The sequence below is a fragment of the Pelorhabdus rhamnosifermentans genome (assembly GCF_018835585.1).
GTDB lineage: Bacteria > Bacillota > Negativicutes > UMGS1260 > UMGS1260 > Pelorhabdus > Pelorhabdus rhamnosifermentans.
In genome coordinates, this window is sequence record NZ_JAHGVE010000027.1 from 46,409 (window position 1) to 63,154 (window position 16,746).

Consider the following 16,746-nt stretch of genomic DNA (forward strand, 5'->3'; position numbering starts at 1 on the left):
AATTTTTCCTAACATATGTAGTAACAATCTTCGCCTAGTCACATTGTATGTTAGCCTAGCCAAACTTCTTACGTCTAATATTCATTATACAAATACAAATCCCTGCTAAATTAACATAATTTAGCAGGGGCTTTAGCCGTTACCAATGTACGTTCTCCGTATCGAGTATAGCCTATACCTTTATTAGTTCGCAGGCGGTGAAATGTAATACAAACCGTCCCTGCGCTTCCCAGTAATACTTAATAACTTCTCAAAACCACGCCACTTATATATTCAAATTTAATCCCTGAGCTATTCTGTTGCCGAGTTCACTATCTGTTCGCATAAAATGTCCAATCATTCTTCTCTGAATAGGCTCATAAGCCAGACTCAAACTTTCTATTATATTAGAAACCAGATGTTTCTTTTCCAGTCCCGACATGCTTCGATATCTGTAACCGGGCTGATAATAGTTGTCTCCCGGTATTTCCTGTCGGCCCACGCTTCCTGAAACATATTCTTGCGAGGGCTTTCCTTTCTCAGGTGCCCACGCGGGCATTCCACCATTTAAAGTATTCGGCAAATAATTGGCGATATCTGCGTTGCACTTGATTTGCATGAATCCGTCCTGCATCTTGTTATCAACATGACTCCTGGGCATATTTACCGGAAGTTCTAAATAATTGGTACCGATACGATACCTTTGGGTATCGCCATAGGGAAAGATACGCCCCTGCAGCACCCTATCGTTAGAAAAATCTATGCCAGGTACAATTGCCGCAGGCGAAAACGCCGACTGCTCCACTTCGGCGAAATAATTCTCAGGATTTTTATTTAGCACCATCCTGCCTACCGGAATCAACGGAAACAAATTCTCTGGCCATATAAGAGTGGGATCCAAGATATCAAACTGCTGGTCGCATTCAAACTCAACTTTTATTGTTTGTATCCGCATTTCAAATTCGACAGATTCCCCGGCCGCAATGGTATCAAAGAGATCCCTGCTCGCCACATCAGGATCAGTCCCGGCAAGTTGAGTTGCTGTCTTGCTGTCTATATATTCAACACCCGCACAAGGCTCCCAGCAATACCTGACATACCATTCTTCCCCGTGCAGATTGATCCATTTGTAAGTGTTGACTCCGAAGCCTTGAATTGTTCGATAGCTTTTGACAGTACCAATATCTGAAAATAGGTAGATGAGAAAGTTCATGGACTCGGGCCTTAGAGACATGAAATCCCAGAAACGGCTGGCCGCTATCGGTCCACCACGTGCATTGGTGACCGGATCTGGCTTAACGGCATGAACAAAGTCCGCAAATTGCAGCGGATCTCTTAGCGGGAATACCGGAACATGGTTGCAGATGAGATCATAATTGCCTTCTTCCGTATAAAATTTCACTGCAAACCCGCGAACATCCCGCACTGTATCGGCACCACCCGCCGAGCCACCGGCTACCGAAAATCTGGTAAAAACGGGTGTGGCCTTTTCAGGATTCTGTAAAAATTTCGCCTGAGTCAAGAAATCGAATGATTTATAAGGTACAAAATAACCAAAAGCGCCAGCGCCTTTAGCATGGAAAACCCTTTCAGGAACCTTTTCCCTGTCAAATTGTGCAGTCTTCTCAAAATAAACCGTATCTGCGAGAAGGATCGGCCCTCTCTCTCCTACCGTTAAAGAATGCTGATCATCAATAACTGTTGTCCCCTGATTACTGGTCAGATATCGTTTGGTCATATTCCTTCATCCCCAATTCATAAATCATTTATGAATTATATTAAATCAAGGATTATTTATGACTTAATTTCTTTATTTTCTTGGATTGTAAAATGAAGTGCGACAACTATAATGCTCATTATTTAAAAACGATGAATGGTTTTCTTATTCTTGCCGCTGACGGTTCAGATATTAACATACCGACAACAGAGGAAACTCTTGAACTGTATGGTACTTCATCAAGAAAAGGAACAAAACCGCAGGCTTCTCTTGGATTGTCCGGTATGTACGATGACCATAACTATTTAACTCACCGTAAAAACTCCTCCCTGATGATCTTAGCGAATGCGTCTATACTGTCAATATTATGTTGTAAAAGAATAAAGCCGCTTTAAGCGGCATATAGAAATCTACTGTTCATTATCCTTTTCTTTGTCTTGACCTTCAGTTAGAGGCTTATTTGCTGGTTCAAAGTTAGTAAAGTAACTAGTGGATCTTCTAGTTTCAGCTTGGGCGAAGATACTTTCTTGCCAGATTTGATAGGCATATAATAAAGCCCCTTGTATAGTTGCAAATACTACATTTAATAAGGGAGTGAGACTCACCTCATAAAAAAGTCCTCTACTGCCGAGAAAATAGACATGAAATAAATATATAAACCCAAAGTTCATTATCATATCTATTGCGATGTATCTCCAAAAACGACCATAAAAAAAGTAAAATAACCACATAGTTGTAACACAATTTAATCCGAAAATATATGAAGGTGTTCTTAATGGATAAGCTGATTGTCCAAAAATGAACCACCCGAAATTTTGCCCCATTTCCACAAATAATATACTTGTAATTATAGAAAATTGAGCTATGGGCATAAACCGCTTTATAAATTCTTTGGGCATGAAAAACAAAGTTACCCAAGGTACAATTAGCATTAACCATTGTAGTACTTGATTACTCACTAGGCATTCCTCCACATTTCGGATATAGTTAGCTTTTCCTGTCGGGAGGATTTCATACATATGGTATTGAAGTGCTGATAATAACTTCATTTTAAAGCGTCTGCAAGTAAATCCATACTGAAGAGGAGAAATTCATTCTCATCGAGTCCATCCCTAAGCCAAAAGAAACTCTTTTCCATTGTGAATATCATTTTCAATAAGCCAAAAGAAGCGCAAAATGCGAAATACACCGCCATTTTTGTGTCTAGCTTTGTATTTATACTACCGTCAATCTTGCCTTCACCAATTATTTCCATATACTGTTGAATGATTTCATCTTTCCGTCTTCTCATTTCACGGTAGCTGGGACTTGCCTCATAATTAAGCTTATTTTGAGGTTGATAATTCATGAGTCGTAACATACCCGGACTTTCAATGTAGAATTGGTAAATTGCTCTGTTCGTCAGACGAATTTTTTCAAGTGCATTCTTTCCATTCATTAATGCTTCTTCGCACTTAGAATTGATTTGTTCTACCCCTCTAAGTGCTACAGCAAAGAATAGATCTTCCTTACTGTTGAAGTACTTGTATATTGTACGCTTTGTAAGTCCGGCTTCTTTTGATACATCGTCCATTGTTGTGTTCTCAAAATCATTTTGCAAAAAGAGTTTTTCTGCTACTGCTATAATTAAATCATTGTTTTTTATTTTATTAGCACTACGTTTCGATATTTCTTTATACATAATAATCCTCCCCACTTGACAGAAAAATATACTCACAGTATTACAGAAGTATACTTTGAGTATATTTTTTTTGTAATTAGCATAAACCATGGCACTTGATCTGTCAATTATCTTTGAAATGGATTTTTCCACGCATTTGTAAAATATTTTACAGAATCATTAACGACTTCTGTATTAAAATCAAGAAAACATCTTAAGGAGATGAATTATATGATATTGGGAATCTGTGCAAGCGGCAGAAAGGATGGAATCACCTCTAAAACAGTAAAAGCGGTGCTAGAATCCAGTAATTGTGAATATGAGTACCTATCATTGTCTGGCAAAAAAATCAGCGGATGTCTGGGGTGTACACTATGTGCAGCCGATAATAAGTGTAAAATCAAAGATGACTGGAATGAAATCGCAGATAAAATGCTGGTTGCTGATGCAATTGTATTTGGTGCGCCCAACTATGGCGGAATGATTAATGCACTTGGGCATGCTTGTCTGGAAAGAACTTTCTGCTTTCGTCACAAAGGAGCTTTCAGTTTAGCAGGTAAGCTGGGTGTAGTAGTCAGTACTTCTTATATTATACAGGAAAATGATATGATCAGTATGACTATCGGAGGAGTTATGAAGTCGAACAGGATGGCAGTAATCGGCGGTGTAAATGCACATGGATATTCACAATGCTATACATGTGGCTATGGACATAACTGCAGTGTCGGAAATGTTGTTAAGGATCATGGGGTATTGAACAAAATAGAAAAAAAACATTTACCTCGTGATTTTGAGGAACAGGAAGATACAATTGCCCAAGTCAAAAGTATCGGAAGGCTACTAAAGACGGAACTAAATAAAATAACGGCAAAATAGCTATTACCATATTATTGTCCCCCATAAATTATTTAGCACTTACTTAATAAACCGTTCTATATTATGATTAAAGCCTTAGCTATATTATTATGATAGCTAAGGCTTTAATTCGATGATTTACTTATTTTTCCTCCGAGCTTGTTGACTTTTACGTACTTACCACCAATGGCAAGTACGTGTAGATCATAATGTATTCAATCCTGGATTAAATTAGTTTAGAATTTAGGTGCCCTCTTCTCTAAATTTTGCGCCCAAACAGATACGGTTCTTGACAACGAAGTAATAAAGAATACGGAAATGAAAGCGTACATATAGTTCCAGTTATAAAACGTCAAGACCTTCGTGGAAACTAAAAACGGAAGTAATATAAACGAATAGGCGGCTGTAATGATTGCGTTCCATAAAAGAAAGGTTCTCCAGGTTGAAGTATATTGGTGCAGCAGCATATATACCAAAGGAGAGATGGTCAAATTATGAAGAAACGGGCTTGGCATAAAGGGGGATTCGCGAATATCGTAACTCCAAAGCACCATATTACTACCAATTATGTCAAATACAATTCTTCCGACAGATACAAGCGAACCGAATAAAAGCAGCTGAGCAAAGCGTGTTTTATCAATCAGAACCCACCAAACTATGTATGAAATTACTATAGTGGCAATAATAAGCCACCACTGATTTGAAAAAAGAACTTCACTTTTCCATTGTAAATATGCCGCGTTCCACAGGGAAAGCTTTAGCTGGCTTAGGTCGGTGCCGGTATTCATACGTACACCCCAAATTCTATATCTTTAATAGTATCGGTTAACATATAATTAGTTTGTCCTGTCGGGAGGATTTCATACACAAAGACTAGGGACAAAACCACCGTCCCTAGTCTTTTAAATCAGCAAAAACTTTACCCTCTGCCCGGTTTCCAGAGCATGGCCTGCAAAATAAGCCGCAGCGCATCGGAAAAGCCTTGGCGATAATATACATCCATACTGGCATTTTCCATGTGATTTCGTTCATCATCGAACCGGAGCAAAGTTTCATGCATTTCCGGCGGCAAAACTTCTTTCAGTTTTTCATAATAGTTTTCGGCTTTTTGAGAAGCGTGGTAATAGTCGCTGGACACTCTTTCGAGTGAAACATGTTCCCAGTTCTCCGTTTCGATGGCTGCAGCCAAAAAATCGAACAGGTTCTCTACCACAATACCGCCTCCCATTTCAGTACACGATGATACACATTTATCCCTCCCCATAAACAGGCCGCGAACCATACCGCGCCCTTATTTTGGGGAATTTAAAAGCCGCCTGTGCCAGATATACTTACCTACACAAGCGGCTTCGTTTCATAGATGATGTGTCGTTAGGGGACTCGGCTCTAACTTGAACCGCTTTCCCTGTGCTACGATGATTGCATGCAGTCGCATAGCCCTGACCCACGAACAAACCGATTATACCCGAACATACCTTTGCTTGTCTTTCAGGAAATCATTGGGTATAATTAATATTGTCGTCGTGGACATGAACTGTTACGTGTAGGTGGTCCTTTCACCTGCGCGTGCCTAAAGGTGCTAGTGACACTTTTAGGACGCGGCGACATTTTAAATTCCCATCCATTTCTAATTATGGTACCAGTTGCAAATTTTGCCAAGAGAATTTGGCTGAAAATCGTTCGACAAACCATGAAAAAACGCGAATCTTGGAAGGGCCCAGGATGATGGCGACCCGAAGTCTAACTTCGGGCCTTTTTATTTAGCGTTTTGATGTAAGACTATCCCGGCTTATTTGTTTGTTCATTCTTTATTTTAGGCTAATCGCCATTACCTAGCAGGCCACAACGTATTTTCAGTTCACAGTAACATTTTACTATTGTGCCTATCTTATTTCCGGTCAACAGAGGGGGATAATCATGATATCTCAAGAGGAGTCTAGTAAAAAGCTGTGCGGTTTCTTAACCTTGCAATTTGTATCTTTTATTCTAGTGATAGTCAGTTTCTATTTTGCCATTCCTGCCTATTCGGCTCTACCAAATACCTTCCCTGTCCATTTTGATTTGTCTGGTACTCCTAACAGATGGGAATCGAAATCATGGATTGGGGTACTCCAACTGCCTCTTATTCAACTAGGAGTGTTTACCTTAATAGCTGCTGTAACGTTTTGGTCTGTCTATTCACCAAGATCACTGGCGTACCTCAACTTACCGCAATTAGATAAAACAAAAGCGCTAAAGCTGCCAGACGAAAAGCAGAAAGAAATCAGGCTACTTGGTGCCGGTTTTACCAGCATGATCACTCTATTTACTTCGCTTATGTTTACCATTATCAACTATCAGCTACTTCGAGCTGAAACAACAGGAAGAATTAGTTCTATGGTTTGGATAATTATCGTTGTCGTAATTGGTCTGTTAGGCAGCATTATTTCCGTAAGAAAGCTTACCACAGAAGTAAAGCGCATTTCAGGGGAGTAAAAGAATGGTCCTCCCCAACTATAGTAACCAACCATAATTCTGACGGGTATCAACCACTTTAAATATTTCTGTGATTATTTCAGTAAGCACTTCATTTTCTATAGCACGATTGCTTTTCCTGCGCGTTATATATGCATAATATCCAGATTTTGATATATTAAGTATTTTGCAGGCCTTCTTGATGTTGTATTTTTTACAGTTCTCTCTTAAAAATAGAAATCTTACACTTTCTTTTGCTTCAAGAAGGCCTGGAGTTTTTTAATAGTTCATTCTCAATTTTCAATTCTTCTACTTGTTTTTACAGCTTTTTAATCTCGTAAGTAAAGTTTAAGAGCGCATTCCCATGACCAGGGAATGCACTCTCACCATATTCATCATATTCATTTATCCACCGACATAGACTACTGCTGCTAATGCCTAATTCTCGAGCAACTTCGAGAACGGACTTATCCGTACTTTGTGACAGTTTGACTGCTGCCATTTTAAACTGTTTGTCATATACGGCTCTCTTCATAATCTGGTCCACCTTCCGTGCTTAACTTTGTGTCCAGATTATTATACCATCTTCAATTTTCAAACCCACCATTTCAAGTACATATAAATAAGTCGGGCGGTTACAAATTTCGCCTCCTAAAAATGGACACATTTAATTGTCAGCCACGAGCTCTCATCAAATTCTTTCGCTTGTAGATACTTAATATAACCCCGATAGCTCCCAGATGTATAACCGTCTGCGAACCTCCAAAACTAATAAAAGGCATACTTATAGATACTACAGGCATAACTCCTAATGACATCAACACATGCCAAGTCATTTGTACAGCAAAACAAACAGTAAGTCCCCCTACTGTCATTCTGCCAAATCGGTCCTTGACCTGCAAGGTTGCACTGACCAGAATTAACAGTAATGCAATTCCTGCAAAAATAAGCATGAGACCTGCCAACCAGCCGTATTCCTGAATAAAGTAGAGAAAGGAAAAATCGGTATGAAAAGCAGTTATTGCATTTACCCCTAAATTACTCTGCCCCCATAAGCTTGCAGATTGATAATAAGCCAAATTTAAACTGCCTACTTCTTGATACATTTTAATTAATATATACCCTAATGGCACCATCAAAAATCCAGTAATTTGCACTTTTCTAGCACCGTCAATAGCCATAAGAACTAGAAATACCAGCGTATACATAAATGAAAGCGGCGTGTTGTTGCTCATCACACAAAAAAGAAAAGTGACTATAAAAAGCAATAACACCTTCTTTACCCATTGCTGGTTTGACCAATCTCTATCTGCAAGTATCCCGGCAAGCGAAACAACCAAGACATACGGAATTATACCGCTATAGTCTATGCTTATAGGCCCAAAAGCTAAAAATTGTTTCCCATTAATCGATGTCCCAAGAAATAAACCCATAAACCAAAGTAGCATTGTACCGATATACAAATATGTGGTATAGGAGCGCACCTTTCGAAAATCGCAATAGTACAGCCAAAGCAGTATGGCAACGCCAAAGCCAGTAAATATAAGGCTTTTAGTGAATACATGCACCGATGGTGTAAATAATCCACTCATTTCCAGCATATACATCAAAACTATACCCACGCCGCTCAATAACGTAACAATTGCAACCAATGGCCAATTTTTCTGTGGTACATGCGTTTGTTGGAGTTGTCGCCCTAAGTCATCTGCATCTCCCATTCTATGTATTGCCTCCGTAACTGCTTGCTGTTCTGAAATGCCGTCATTTCTCAACTCCATGACAATGTCTTCTAGATGAGACAGCAATTCCGATTTCACCTGACCATGCACTTCACGCCACTTGATATGAGAACTTACTGTATCCAAATAAACTTGTATCATACTATTTTTTTCTAAAGACATACTATCGCCTCCCCTAAAACCTGCTCGACTGCTGAGCGAAATACAACCCACTCTCGTCTTTTTTCTTCAAGCTGCACCCTACCTTGATCGGTTAATTGATAATATTTTCTAGGCCGATTTCCTTGGGCATCTGACCAAGACGCCTCAACCATCCCGTTTAATTCCAGTGAATGCAATATGGGATAAAGTGTCCCTTCCTTGAAGCGAAACACGCCTCCAGAATTACCTTCCAATTCCTTAATCATTTCGTAACCGTACATCGTTTTTTTTTCAAGTAATTTTAGAATTAGGATAACCGTACTCCCCTTTAGCAATTCCTTATTAACCCGCATATCAAAACCACCTTTTCGCAAAGCATCAAATCACTATGCATAGTATATCTATGTATAAATAATAAAATATCTTCTCATTTTTTGCAACTATTATTTTGTACTTCACATTTAAAAAATACTTTCACGTAATCAGCGAGCTATTTTCAATAACGCTTTTTATTCCATACATTCCATTCCTATAATAATTGGCCCAAATTCAATTTGCTTAACCGATAGCTATAAAAAAGTTTACTTGCCCCTATGATTCAAAACGCTATCCAATTGGTCACCGAATATTTTCCCACGCTAAAAATAAGTTAAATTATAACTAAAAGGGCTGTCTCAAAAAGTTGAGACAACCCTTTTAGTCTATTAAGCATTCTGATGCGCTTTGCCGTTTATCGCCGCCTCGCCACGTTTAATAGCTTCACTCATCGAACCAACTTCCCCTGTCGTCACATCGCTCCAATGAGAGGTTACCATATAACCTTCTCCTAAAGATACACTCTAAGCTTGTTTCTTCCCAAACTGTAGAAATTTTACGGGATAACTAATTTACACTTAATCCCAGTCCTTCATCCAGTCCAAGCATAATATTCATATTTTGTATCGCAGCTCCTGGTGTTTACGCCTGACCAGTTGCGATTCAGAACATCTCATTTTTTAGACGCCCGAAAAGCCAGCTATATCCGAGCTGCATGAAGGAATTCAACGAAACTTTACAATTCATTCGTTTTTATACCGTTATTTCGTGTCTAGTTTTTCGAGAACCCCGCACAGATCTAAGTTAACGAGCGTAGTACTCGGTTACGAATATCGCTCAAGCGCTTTACTGATTCATTGCTAAATACCAATCGAATAAACTGGTCGCTGTTTTTTTCTCCCCAATCACGCATGGGAGTAGCTGCTATCTTTCCGTGCTTAAGCAACAAATCCGATGCTTCAAAGGAACTATACCCTAACTCTTTAACATTTAAGAGCATTGACCATCCGCCTGCTGCTGATATGACAGGCAATCCGGCAAGTTGTTCAACAATTTCATCTCGGCGTCTTGCCCATTCGTTAACAGCTGCCAGCAGATCACTATCAGGTGACTGTAACGCACAGCAAGCAGCCGTTTGTGATAATCCAGTCGGTGTTACTACATTATAGATGTGTACTAATGAAATATCTTTAATTATCTCTTCTGGTCCAGCTACCCAACCAACACGCCAACCAATCATTCTATACTCTTTTGATACTGATCCAACCGTAATGGTGCGTTTAGCCATGCCTGGCAATGACGCAGGATGAATGTACAGTCGGTTATCATAGATAATACGCTCCATTGCCGCGTTATATATAAGCCAAATATCCCGTTCTATACATATTTTAGCTATTTGCTGCCATTCTTGCATATTTAATAAAGCCCCAGACGGCATAGATGGGTTCATTATAAATAACGCTCGAGTTCGGTCTGTAACCCTTGCTTGCAGTATATCTAGGTCCAACCTCCATTGACCGTCAACTAACTGAAAAGGCACCAATTTCGGAATGGCTCCCGCTAACCGTACACGATTGATCATTCCGGCATAAGTAGGATCAGTCAATATCACTTCATCCTCTGGATCAGTAATCGCGAGCAAGGTATCGAACATTCCTTCTGTTCCTCCGCATGTAATTACAACTTCTTTTAGAGGATCATAAACAATATTGGTTTGTTTATAAAGATGACTTGCTACTGCCGAACACAGCGTTAAATTACCAGTAAACGGAAGATAACTATTTGCATCATCATTTGTTATGGCATATTTTGATGCCTCTATTACCCCGTGCGGTGGCGCAATGTCCGTATCCAAATTTTCTAACCTCAATATTTCCGGATCATTACCGGCAGCGCTCGCCACCCTGTCAATTGAAAAACCAGGAATACCGCATAATCTTTTTACCGTCATCTCTCTCGCCTCCTAAAATATACACATCAGACAGCCTTTACCCATTATTTAATTGAAATAATACTGGCTCCGGAAATGTCGCTCAATACATTGGGGCTTACTTTAAATACGGCATGAGGTGTACCAGCGGCCGCCCAAATATCTTCATATTTTAACAATTCTTCATCCATATATACAGCAGCATAGCTTTCTCTTCGAATTGGCGGAATACCGCCTATTGCAAATCCTGCATTTTCCAATACAAATTTTGCGTCCGCCTTTTCTAATCTTTCACCAACTAAGTCGCCCACTATCTTCTCATTAACCCGATTTGTGCCACTGGCAATGACTAGCACTGGCCGCTCAGTATTTTCTGTTTTAAATATCAATGACTTTGCAATTTGGCTCACTTGACAACCGACAGCATTTGCTGCTTCCTGTGATGTTCGTGTTGATGCTGACATTTCGACAACTTCAAGTTTAGCACCGAACTCATCAAGCACTTTCTGCACCCGTTTCGCACTTTCTTGTAAAATACTGTTCATCAAACTGCCCCCTTAACATCTAATCGTGTTAAAATACAAATGTATGCTATAGCATAATTTAATTAATATTATACTATTGTATGTTATAACATACAATAGTTTTTGGAGGCAACGAAATGGAGAATTTATCAAAAATAATCGGGCGAAACCTATATGAAATTCGCAAAAAGAAAAATTATAGTTTAGACAAAGTAGCTGAATTAACCGGAGTAAGTAAACCTATGCTAGGACAGATTGAGCGAGGAATTTCAAATCCATCAGTCGCCTTATTGTGGAAGATTGCATCAGGTCTAAATGTTTCGTTTTCTTATTTTATTGAAGAAAGTAAAGATGAAACTTGTTACGTCCACTTCAATGATATCCAACCCCTTTACGAATCCAAAAGCCAAATGGCTGCCTACCCGTTATTCCCCTATGATGATAATCGAAAGTTCGAGATATTCACTATCTTTTTACAGCCCGGCTGCACTCATAGCTCCAATCCTCATAACGATGGCGTTGAAGAATACATCATCGTAACAGAAGGCCAATTAGACTTGGTAATTACCGAAAACGTCTACAAACTTCAGAAAGGAGATGCATTGTCTTTCCCTGCCAACAAAAAGCATTCTTATCAAAACTCTTCAGATACTCCAGTATGTTTCAACAATATCATCTATTACACACGATAAGAGAAGAAAGGCACAGTCCAACTTAAGATATTGCTTTCACGGACATGACACCAATGACAGTGATACAACAAAAAAATGACCCGAAGTCCACTAAAAATAACTTCGGATCATTTTCATTTTATTTAGCATTCTGATCTTCTTGTTTGATTGCAAGATCACACTTCTTGATCAATTCTTTTAACTCATGTTCCATAATAATTTTCTCCTAAAAATATAATATATACCATTAGCCTCTGCCGGGTTCCCAAAGCATGGCTTGTAAAATTAACCGTAGTGCATCGGAAAAGCCTTGTCGATAATATACATCCGTAACGGCATTTTCCATCTGATTTCGTTCATCATCGAGTCGGAGCAAAGTTTCATGCATTTCCGGCGGCAAAATTTCTTTGATTTTTTCATAATAGTTCTCGGCTTTTTGAGAAGCGTGATAATAGTCGCTGGACACATTTTCGAGTGAAACATGTTCCCAGTTTTCCGTTTCGATGGCTGTAACCAAAAAATCGAACATGTTTTTTACCACAATACCGCCTCCCATTTCAGTACACTATTATACACATTTATCCCTCCCGCATGCAGGTCACCCGCGAACAAGACAGCGTGCGCCCTAATTTGGGGGAATTTGAAAGCCGCTTGTGCCAGGTATACTTACCTACACAAGCGGCTTCATTTCATAGATTCTGTGTCGTGGGTACTTCGGCTCTATATTGAACCGCTTTCCCTGTGCTACGATGATTGCATGCAGTCGCATAGCCCTGACCCACGAACAAACCGATTATACCCGAACATACCTTTGCTTGTCTTTCAGGAAATCATTGGGTATAATTAATATTGTCGTCGTGGACATGAACTGTTACGTGTAGGTGGTCCTTTCACCTGCGCGTGCCTAAAAGTGCTCCTACACTTTTAGGACGCGGCGACATTTTAAATTCCCATCCATTTCTAATTATAGTACGAGTTGTAAATTTTGCCAAGAGAATTTGGCTGAAAATCGTTCGACAAACCATGAAAAAACGCGAATCACCAAAAAGATAACCCGGCCTGATAATATACTAAGAAAACATAATACTACCGACGTAGACACGCCATAATGGTGCATTACCGATTGCACAGTGCTTGGCTTGCTATTAGGTTTTACTTACAAAAAAAGTTGGCGTAAAATTCCCGCAAAGTATAGCATTAAGCGCCTCGAATATAAATTACGCCCATATAGAGTCAGAATTAGGAACCCCGCTCATTATCCAGTTTATATTAGATAATGAGCGGGGTTCTTCTAATATTATGTGTGCATGTGTCTTAATTATTCTCTGGCAGTGTTATCACAAGAAGCACTAAACATTTGCTCCTTTCCCCATTGATTAATAATTTCTAAAGCAGGTAATAATTGCTTACAGCTTTCGGTTAAGGAATATTCCACATGAGGTGGTATGTTGTTATATTCCATTCGAGTTACAAGTCCATGTTTTTCTAACCCCCGCAAAGCACGAGTAAGCATAATGTTGGTAATACCATTCAGATGTCGTTTTAATTCATTGTATCGCATACTTTCCTGTGCAGAAAGTTCCCAAATAATCGGCAATCTCCATTTTCCGCCAATGATTTCAAGTGCATGTATAACAGCACATTTATTAAAATGAACGGGTTTAACGTCTTTCATTTTCTTTGTCATAATATATCTCCAATTCTAAGGAACAAAAATGTGCGTACTTGTAAATATGTTTCCTTTCATATATCTTTAGTATAAAGTGTTGCGTAACACTTGTAAAGCATAGTTTCACTGGAAGAAATACATCTGAAAATACCAACTATAGTCCACAAAAAAGCCAAATAGCTACAAGGAGAATGATTATGAATTTTATAAATCTTGCAGCGGAAAGATACTCCCTGCGTAAATTTAGCGATAAACCCATTGAAAAAGAAAAGCTTGATCTTGTGCTGAAAGCAGGGCAACTTGCACCAACAGCTGTAAACTTTCAGCCACAACGTATTCTTGTCATCGAAAGCCAACCTGCTCTTACAAAACTAAAAGATTGTACCCCCTACCATTTCAATGCACCAATGGCACTTTTAGTATGCTATGACAAGGCAGTAAGCTGGAAACGCAATTCTGATAGCAAAGACAATGGTGATATTGATGCCAGTATTGTAGCAACGCATATGATGCTTGAGGCCGCAGATCTCGGTTTGGGTACTACCTGGGTAGGCAACTTTAACTCCGATATGATTATGAAACTATTTGAGTTGCCGAAAAACTTTGTGCCTGTTACTTTATTACCTATTGGCTATCCTGCAGAGGATGCAAAAAAGCATTCTTGGCATAGCCAGAGGGTCCCGATAGGAGAAACAGTGTTTTTTAACGACTTTTCCAGATGGGAGGCGAAAGAAATTGACAAAGCTGCAAGAAACGCTCACCATTAGAAATAACATGATTAAAAACCGCATTGTTATGGCTCCGATGGTTACTTTTTCTTTTCACGGAGATAACGGCTCTTATTATGGCAAGCAACATATTGAACATTATGCAGAACGTGCAAAAGGCGGTGCCGGTCTTATTATTGTGCAGGCCACCAGCGTATTCGGTGCTGTAGATGCCAAAAATATGTGGTCAACCGATAATAGCACATCTTTAAAACAGATTGTCAGCAACTGCCATGCATATGGTGCCACAATAATGCTACAGCTTAGTTGTGGCGATATGGACATCAATCAGTTATCAACTGCTGAAATTAATTCAATGCAAATAGATATGAAGCAGGCAGCCATTTCCGCTTGTCAAATAGGCTTTAACGGCGTCGAATATCACTTTGCTCACGGCTTTACCTTATGCAAATTTCTTGATACCTCTTACAACCGGCGGACAGACCAATATGGGGGCAATGCCACAAACAGAACAAGGGTTCTGACCGAATTACTCCCTGAAATTCGTAACAATACTCATGAGAAATTTATTATCGCAGTGCGAATGGGTGAATATTTGCCAAGAAGCCAGGATGGTATTGAGGTGGCTAAAATCTTTGAGAAATCCGGGGTTGATCTACTTCACATTTCATTTGGTATGTATCCGCCTGAATACGCTGTCCCAGAAAGTTTTAAGTGTAGCTCTATTACTTATAGCGGATGTAAAATAAAGAAAGAAGTAAACATTCCCGTTATAGCAGTCAATGAAATTCGTACAGAAGAACAGGTTCGATTCTTAATCGAAAATGATTATGTTGATTTCGCAGGTATTGGCAGAGGTATGCTTTCTGACCCCGAATTTGCAAATCATATCATAAAGAGCGAACCTGTAAACCAGTGCTTTGGATGTAAGGAGTGTTTATGGTTTACTAACCATACCATGTGCCCATCAAAGAATAAATAAACAGGGTAGGGCATAATTTATAAATGCCTAATACCATATTATGAAATAAAAAATGCCCCAAAGTTTGAATAAGACAAACTTCGGAGCATTTTTATTATTTCGCATTCTGATGAACTGCACCATTAGCTTTTGCTTCTTCTGTTATTGCTTGTTCGCCACGTTTGATCGCTTCTCTAACCATCGAGCCAACTTCACCTGTAGTTACATCGGACCAATAGGATGTTTATAAATATCTTTTGCTTTTAGTGCACCTCATAAATTAACTACTGCTTCTAGCTTCGCCAAAATTTCACTACAACCTTCTTAAAGATAATTCATTCGAGTCTCCTCTAAAAAGCTCAGAATAGTAGGCGAAAGCCACTTATCTTTATGATAAGCTATTTGAGTAAAAACCCTTAAAGGAGGTCCTTTCCACGGCACTTCTGTCAACAAATTATGCGTAAGCTCATATTCTACGGAAACACGTGGCAAAACAGTAATCCCCAAGCCACTCATAACCAATTGTTTAATGGCTTGAATATTGTTGATTTCAATCAGAGAATGCGGCTGAACCCCCGCTTCCTGTAAAAGTTCATCAATCACAGCCCGATACGTGCAATTCTCCTGGGTTATAATCAAGTTCTCGGTTTGAAAATCTTGAATACCTAGCGCCGAATACCTACAAAAAGGGTGATCGGGCGCAATGACCACCACAATCGATTCCTCAAATAATTTTTCCACTATTAAATCAGTATATTGCACTTCTTTTGTTAAGAAAAAAGCCACATCAACTACATTTTCTCGTATTTGCTCATAAATTTCCTGAATCGAACCAAACTTCAAACTAACATCTGTACTGGGATGCTTTGCTATAAAAGATTTCAATATAAATGGCAGACGAACAACACTAAAGGACTGATTGGCCCCTATTGTAATTTTTCCCATTCCAACTTCTCTTTCCATAAATACGGAAACAGCCTCTTCAGAAAATGCCAATATCTTTTCCGCATAATACAGTAATTGCTCGCCCTGCTGGGTTATTTTTATTTTATGTCCCAATCGTTCAAAAAGCTTTACCTGAAATTCTTCTTCCAATAATTGAATATGCATAGTAACCGTAGGTTGGGCATACCCCAGAATTTTAGCAGCATAACTAAAACTCCCTGTCCTATTTATCACTGAAAAAGTTTTTAAGTGTTTTATATCCATACAAGTATTCCCTCGATATTATAAAACATAATCATTTATATTATAATTATCAATTTTACATATACAGCCAACTACAGTATATTAAAGATATACATTCTTGTAAACAGATATACTAGTAAAATTGTGTTTAACTTGTGATAATGTCACTATGTAGACTATCGTGAGAAAATGTCACTATGAACAACGAGGTGCAT

At 39.0% G+C, this 16,746-nt stretch carries 19 protein-coding genes; 6 read left to right on the top strand and 13 right to left on the bottom strand.

The window, feature by feature from the left end; genetic code table 11:
- Positions 1-265: 265 nt before the first annotated feature.
- Positions 266-1,717 (bottom strand): catalase, encoded by a 1,452-nt coding sequence (locus Ga0466249_RS21750; RefSeq protein WP_215831597.1) that lies wholly within the window; start codon positions 1,715-1,717, stop codon positions 266-268.
- 92 nt (positions 1,718-1,809) lie between these two features.
- Here Ga0466249_RS21750 and Ga0466249_RS21755 point away from each other — a divergent pair, with 92 nt between their 5' ends.
- Positions 1,810-2,091, top strand: coding sequence for a hypothetical protein (locus tag Ga0466249_RS21755; RefSeq protein ID WP_215831598.1), 282 nt, complete (start codon positions 1,810-1,812; stop codon positions 2,089-2,091).
- 15 nt (positions 2,092-2,106) lie between these two features.
- Here the strand turns inward: Ga0466249_RS21755 and Ga0466249_RS26760 are convergent, their stop codons facing one another.
- Both Ga0466249_RS26760 and Ga0466249_RS21765 read right to left on the bottom strand, forming a co-directional pair.
- Positions 2,107-2,655: a hypothetical protein gene (locus tag Ga0466249_RS26760; protein ID WP_312889818.1), complete on the bottom strand. Its 549-nt coding sequence runs from the start codon at positions 2,653-2,655 to the stop codon at positions 2,107-2,109.
- Positions 2,656-2,741: 86 nt separating this feature from the next.
- A complete protein-coding gene (locus Ga0466249_RS21765; protein ID WP_215831599.1) occupies positions 2,742-3,377 on the bottom strand; it encodes a TetR/AcrR family transcriptional regulator in 636 nt (211 codons plus the stop codon).
- Positions 3,378-3,587: 210 nt separating this feature from the next.
- On the opposite strand from Ga0466249_RS21765, the gene Ga0466249_RS21770 reads away from it, so the two are divergent.
- Complete coding sequence (locus tag Ga0466249_RS21770; RefSeq protein ID WP_215831600.1) at positions 3,588-4,232, top strand: flavodoxin family protein; 645 nt, start codon at positions 3,588-3,590, stop codon at positions 4,230-4,232.
- Positions 4,233-4,447: 215 nt separating this feature from the next.
- On the opposite strand, the gene Ga0466249_RS21775 is transcribed toward Ga0466249_RS21770, so the two are convergent.
- Complete coding sequence (locus Ga0466249_RS21775) at positions 4,448-4,999, bottom strand: CBO0543 family protein (RefSeq protein WP_215831601.1); 552 nt, start codon at positions 4,997-4,999, stop codon at positions 4,448-4,450.
- A gap of 131 nt (positions 5,000-5,130) precedes the next feature.
- Complete coding sequence (locus Ga0466249_RS21780; RefSeq protein WP_215831602.1) at positions 5,131-5,424, bottom strand: DUF6809 family protein; 294 nt, start codon at positions 5,422-5,424, stop codon at positions 5,131-5,133.
- 704 nt (positions 5,425-6,128) lie between these two features.
- On the opposite strand from Ga0466249_RS21780, the gene Ga0466249_RS21785 reads away from it, so the two are divergent.
- Positions 6,129-6,686 carry a DUF1648 domain-containing protein gene (locus Ga0466249_RS21785; protein ID WP_215831603.1) on the top strand — a complete coding sequence of 186 codons (558 nt, stop codon included), beginning with the start codon at positions 6,129-6,131 and terminating at the stop codon, positions 6,684-6,686.
- Between the two features lie 298 nt (positions 6,687-6,984).
- On the opposite strand, the gene Ga0466249_RS21790 is transcribed toward Ga0466249_RS21785, so the two are convergent.
- The 5 genes from Ga0466249_RS21790 to Ga0466249_RS21815 form a co-directional block, all read right to left on the bottom strand.
- A complete protein-coding gene (locus Ga0466249_RS21790; RefSeq protein WP_215831604.1) occupies positions 6,985-7,200 on the bottom strand; it encodes a transposase in 216 nt (71 codons plus the stop codon).
- A 139-nt stretch (positions 7,201-7,339) separates the two neighbouring features.
- Entirely contained in the window at positions 7,340-8,566 is a 1,227-nt protein-coding gene (locus tag Ga0466249_RS21795; protein ID WP_215831605.1) for an FtsW/RodA/SpoVE family cell cycle protein, read from the bottom strand.
- Positions 8,557-8,898: a PadR family transcriptional regulator gene (locus Ga0466249_RS21800; protein WP_215831606.1), complete on the bottom strand. Its 342-nt coding sequence runs from the start codon at positions 8,896-8,898 to the stop codon at positions 8,557-8,559. The genes Ga0466249_RS21795 and Ga0466249_RS21800 overlap by 10 nt, the downstream gene beginning before the upstream one ends.
- A 761-nt stretch (positions 8,899-9,659) precedes the next feature.
- Positions 9,660-10,811 carry a pyridoxal phosphate-dependent aminotransferase gene (locus Ga0466249_RS21810; RefSeq protein WP_215831607.1) on the bottom strand — a complete coding sequence of 384 codons (1,152 nt, stop codon included), beginning with the start codon at positions 10,809-10,811 and terminating at the stop codon, positions 9,660-9,662.
- A gap of 44 nt (positions 10,812-10,855) precedes the next feature.
- Positions 10,856-11,335 (bottom strand): YbaK/EbsC family protein, encoded by a 480-nt coding sequence (locus Ga0466249_RS21815; protein WP_215831608.1) that lies wholly within the window; start codon positions 11,333-11,335, stop codon positions 10,856-10,858.
- A 116-nt stretch (positions 11,336-11,451) separates the two neighbouring features.
- On the opposite strand from Ga0466249_RS21815, the gene Ga0466249_RS21820 reads away from it, so the two are divergent.
- A complete protein-coding gene (locus tag Ga0466249_RS21820) occupies positions 11,452-12,006 on the top strand; it encodes a helix-turn-helix domain-containing protein (protein ID WP_215831609.1) in 555 nt (184 codons plus the stop codon).
- A gap of 226 nt (positions 12,007-12,232) precedes the next feature.
- On the opposite strand, the gene Ga0466249_RS21825 is transcribed toward Ga0466249_RS21820, so the two are convergent.
- Both Ga0466249_RS21825 and Ga0466249_RS21830 read right to left on the bottom strand, forming a co-directional pair.
- The gene (locus Ga0466249_RS21825; RefSeq protein ID WP_215831610.1) at positions 12,233-12,526 is read right to left on the bottom strand and encodes a hypothetical protein; all 294 of its coding nucleotides are present in this window, start codon (positions 12,524-12,526) and stop codon (positions 12,233-12,235) included.
- A gap of 777 nt (positions 12,527-13,303) precedes the next feature.
- Entirely contained in the window at positions 13,304-13,672 is a 369-nt protein-coding gene (locus Ga0466249_RS21830) for a winged helix-turn-helix transcriptional regulator (RefSeq protein ID WP_215831611.1), read from the bottom strand.
- Between the two features lie 179 nt (positions 13,673-13,851).
- On the opposite strand from Ga0466249_RS21830, the gene Ga0466249_RS21835 reads away from it, so the two are divergent.
- A complete protein-coding gene (locus tag Ga0466249_RS21835; protein ID WP_215831612.1) occupies positions 13,852-14,421 on the top strand; it encodes a nitroreductase family protein in 570 nt (189 codons plus the stop codon).
- Entirely contained in the window at positions 14,390-15,364 is a 975-nt protein-coding gene (locus Ga0466249_RS21840) for an NADH:flavin oxidoreductase (protein ID WP_215831613.1), read from the top strand. Before Ga0466249_RS21835 ends, Ga0466249_RS21840 begins: the two co-directional genes overlap by 32 nt.
- A 303-nt stretch (positions 15,365-15,667) precedes the next feature.
- Here the strand turns inward: Ga0466249_RS21840 and Ga0466249_RS21845 are convergent, their stop codons facing one another.
- On the bottom strand, positions 15,668-16,552 hold the full coding sequence (locus tag Ga0466249_RS21845; RefSeq protein ID WP_215831614.1) for a LysR family transcriptional regulator: 885 nt from the start codon (positions 16,550-16,552) through the stop codon (positions 15,668-15,670).
- Between the last annotated feature and the right edge of the window lie 194 nt (positions 16,553-16,746).

Bases quoted from the DNA above. Each gene is read 5' to 3' on its own strand.
- Ga0466249_RS21775 (WP_215831601.1), bottom strand. From the start codon at position 4,999: ATGAATACCGGCACCGACCTAAGCCAGCTAAAGCTTTCCCTGTGGAAC.
- Ga0466249_RS21845 (WP_215831614.1), bottom strand. From the start codon at position 16,552: ATGGATATAAAACACTTAAAAACTTTTTCAGTGATAAATAGGACAGGG.
- Ga0466249_RS21765 (WP_215831599.1), bottom strand. From the start codon at position 3,377: ATGTATAAAGAAATATCGAAACGTAGTGCTAATAAAATAAAAAACAAT.
- Ga0466249_RS21755 (WP_215831598.1), top strand. From the start codon at position 1,810: ATGAAGTGCGACAACTATAATGCTCATTATTTAAAAACGATGAATGGT.
- Ga0466249_RS21795 (WP_215831605.1), bottom strand. From the start codon at position 8,566: ATGTCTTTAGAAAAAAATAGTATGATACAAGTTTATTTGGATACAGTA.
- Ga0466249_RS21800 (WP_215831606.1), bottom strand. From the start codon at position 8,898: ATGCGGGTTAATAAGGAATTGCTAAAGGGGAGTACGGTTATCCTAATT.
- Ga0466249_RS21835 (WP_215831612.1), top strand. From the start codon at position 13,852: ATGAATTTTATAAATCTTGCAGCGGAAAGATACTCCCTGCGTAAATTT.
- Ga0466249_RS21770 (WP_215831600.1), top strand. From the start codon at position 3,588: ATGATATTGGGAATCTGTGCAAGCGGCAGAAAGGATGGAATCACCTCT.
- Ga0466249_RS21810 (WP_215831607.1), bottom strand. From the start codon at position 10,811: ATGACGGTAAAAAGATTATGCGGTATTCCTGGTTTTTCAATTGACAGG.
- Ga0466249_RS21830 (WP_215831611.1), bottom strand. From the start codon at position 13,672: ATGACAAAGAAAATGAAAGACGTTAAACCCGTTCATTTTAATAAATGT.
- Ga0466249_RS21820 (WP_215831609.1), top strand. From the start codon at position 11,452: ATGGAGAATTTATCAAAAATAATCGGGCGAAACCTATATGAAATTCGC.
- Ga0466249_RS21790 (WP_215831604.1), bottom strand. From the start codon at position 7,200: ATGAAGAGAGCCGTATATGACAAACAGTTTAAAATGGCAGCAGTCAAA.
- Ga0466249_RS21815 (WP_215831608.1), bottom strand. From the start codon at position 11,335: ATGAACAGTATTTTACAAGAAAGTGCGAAACGGGTGCAGAAAGTGCTT.
- Ga0466249_RS21750 (WP_215831597.1), bottom strand. From the start codon at position 1,717: ATGACCAAACGATATCTGACCAGTAATCAGGGGACAACAGTTATTGAT.
- Ga0466249_RS21785 (WP_215831603.1), top strand. From the start codon at position 6,129: ATGATATCTCAAGAGGAGTCTAGTAAAAAGCTGTGCGGTTTCTTAACC.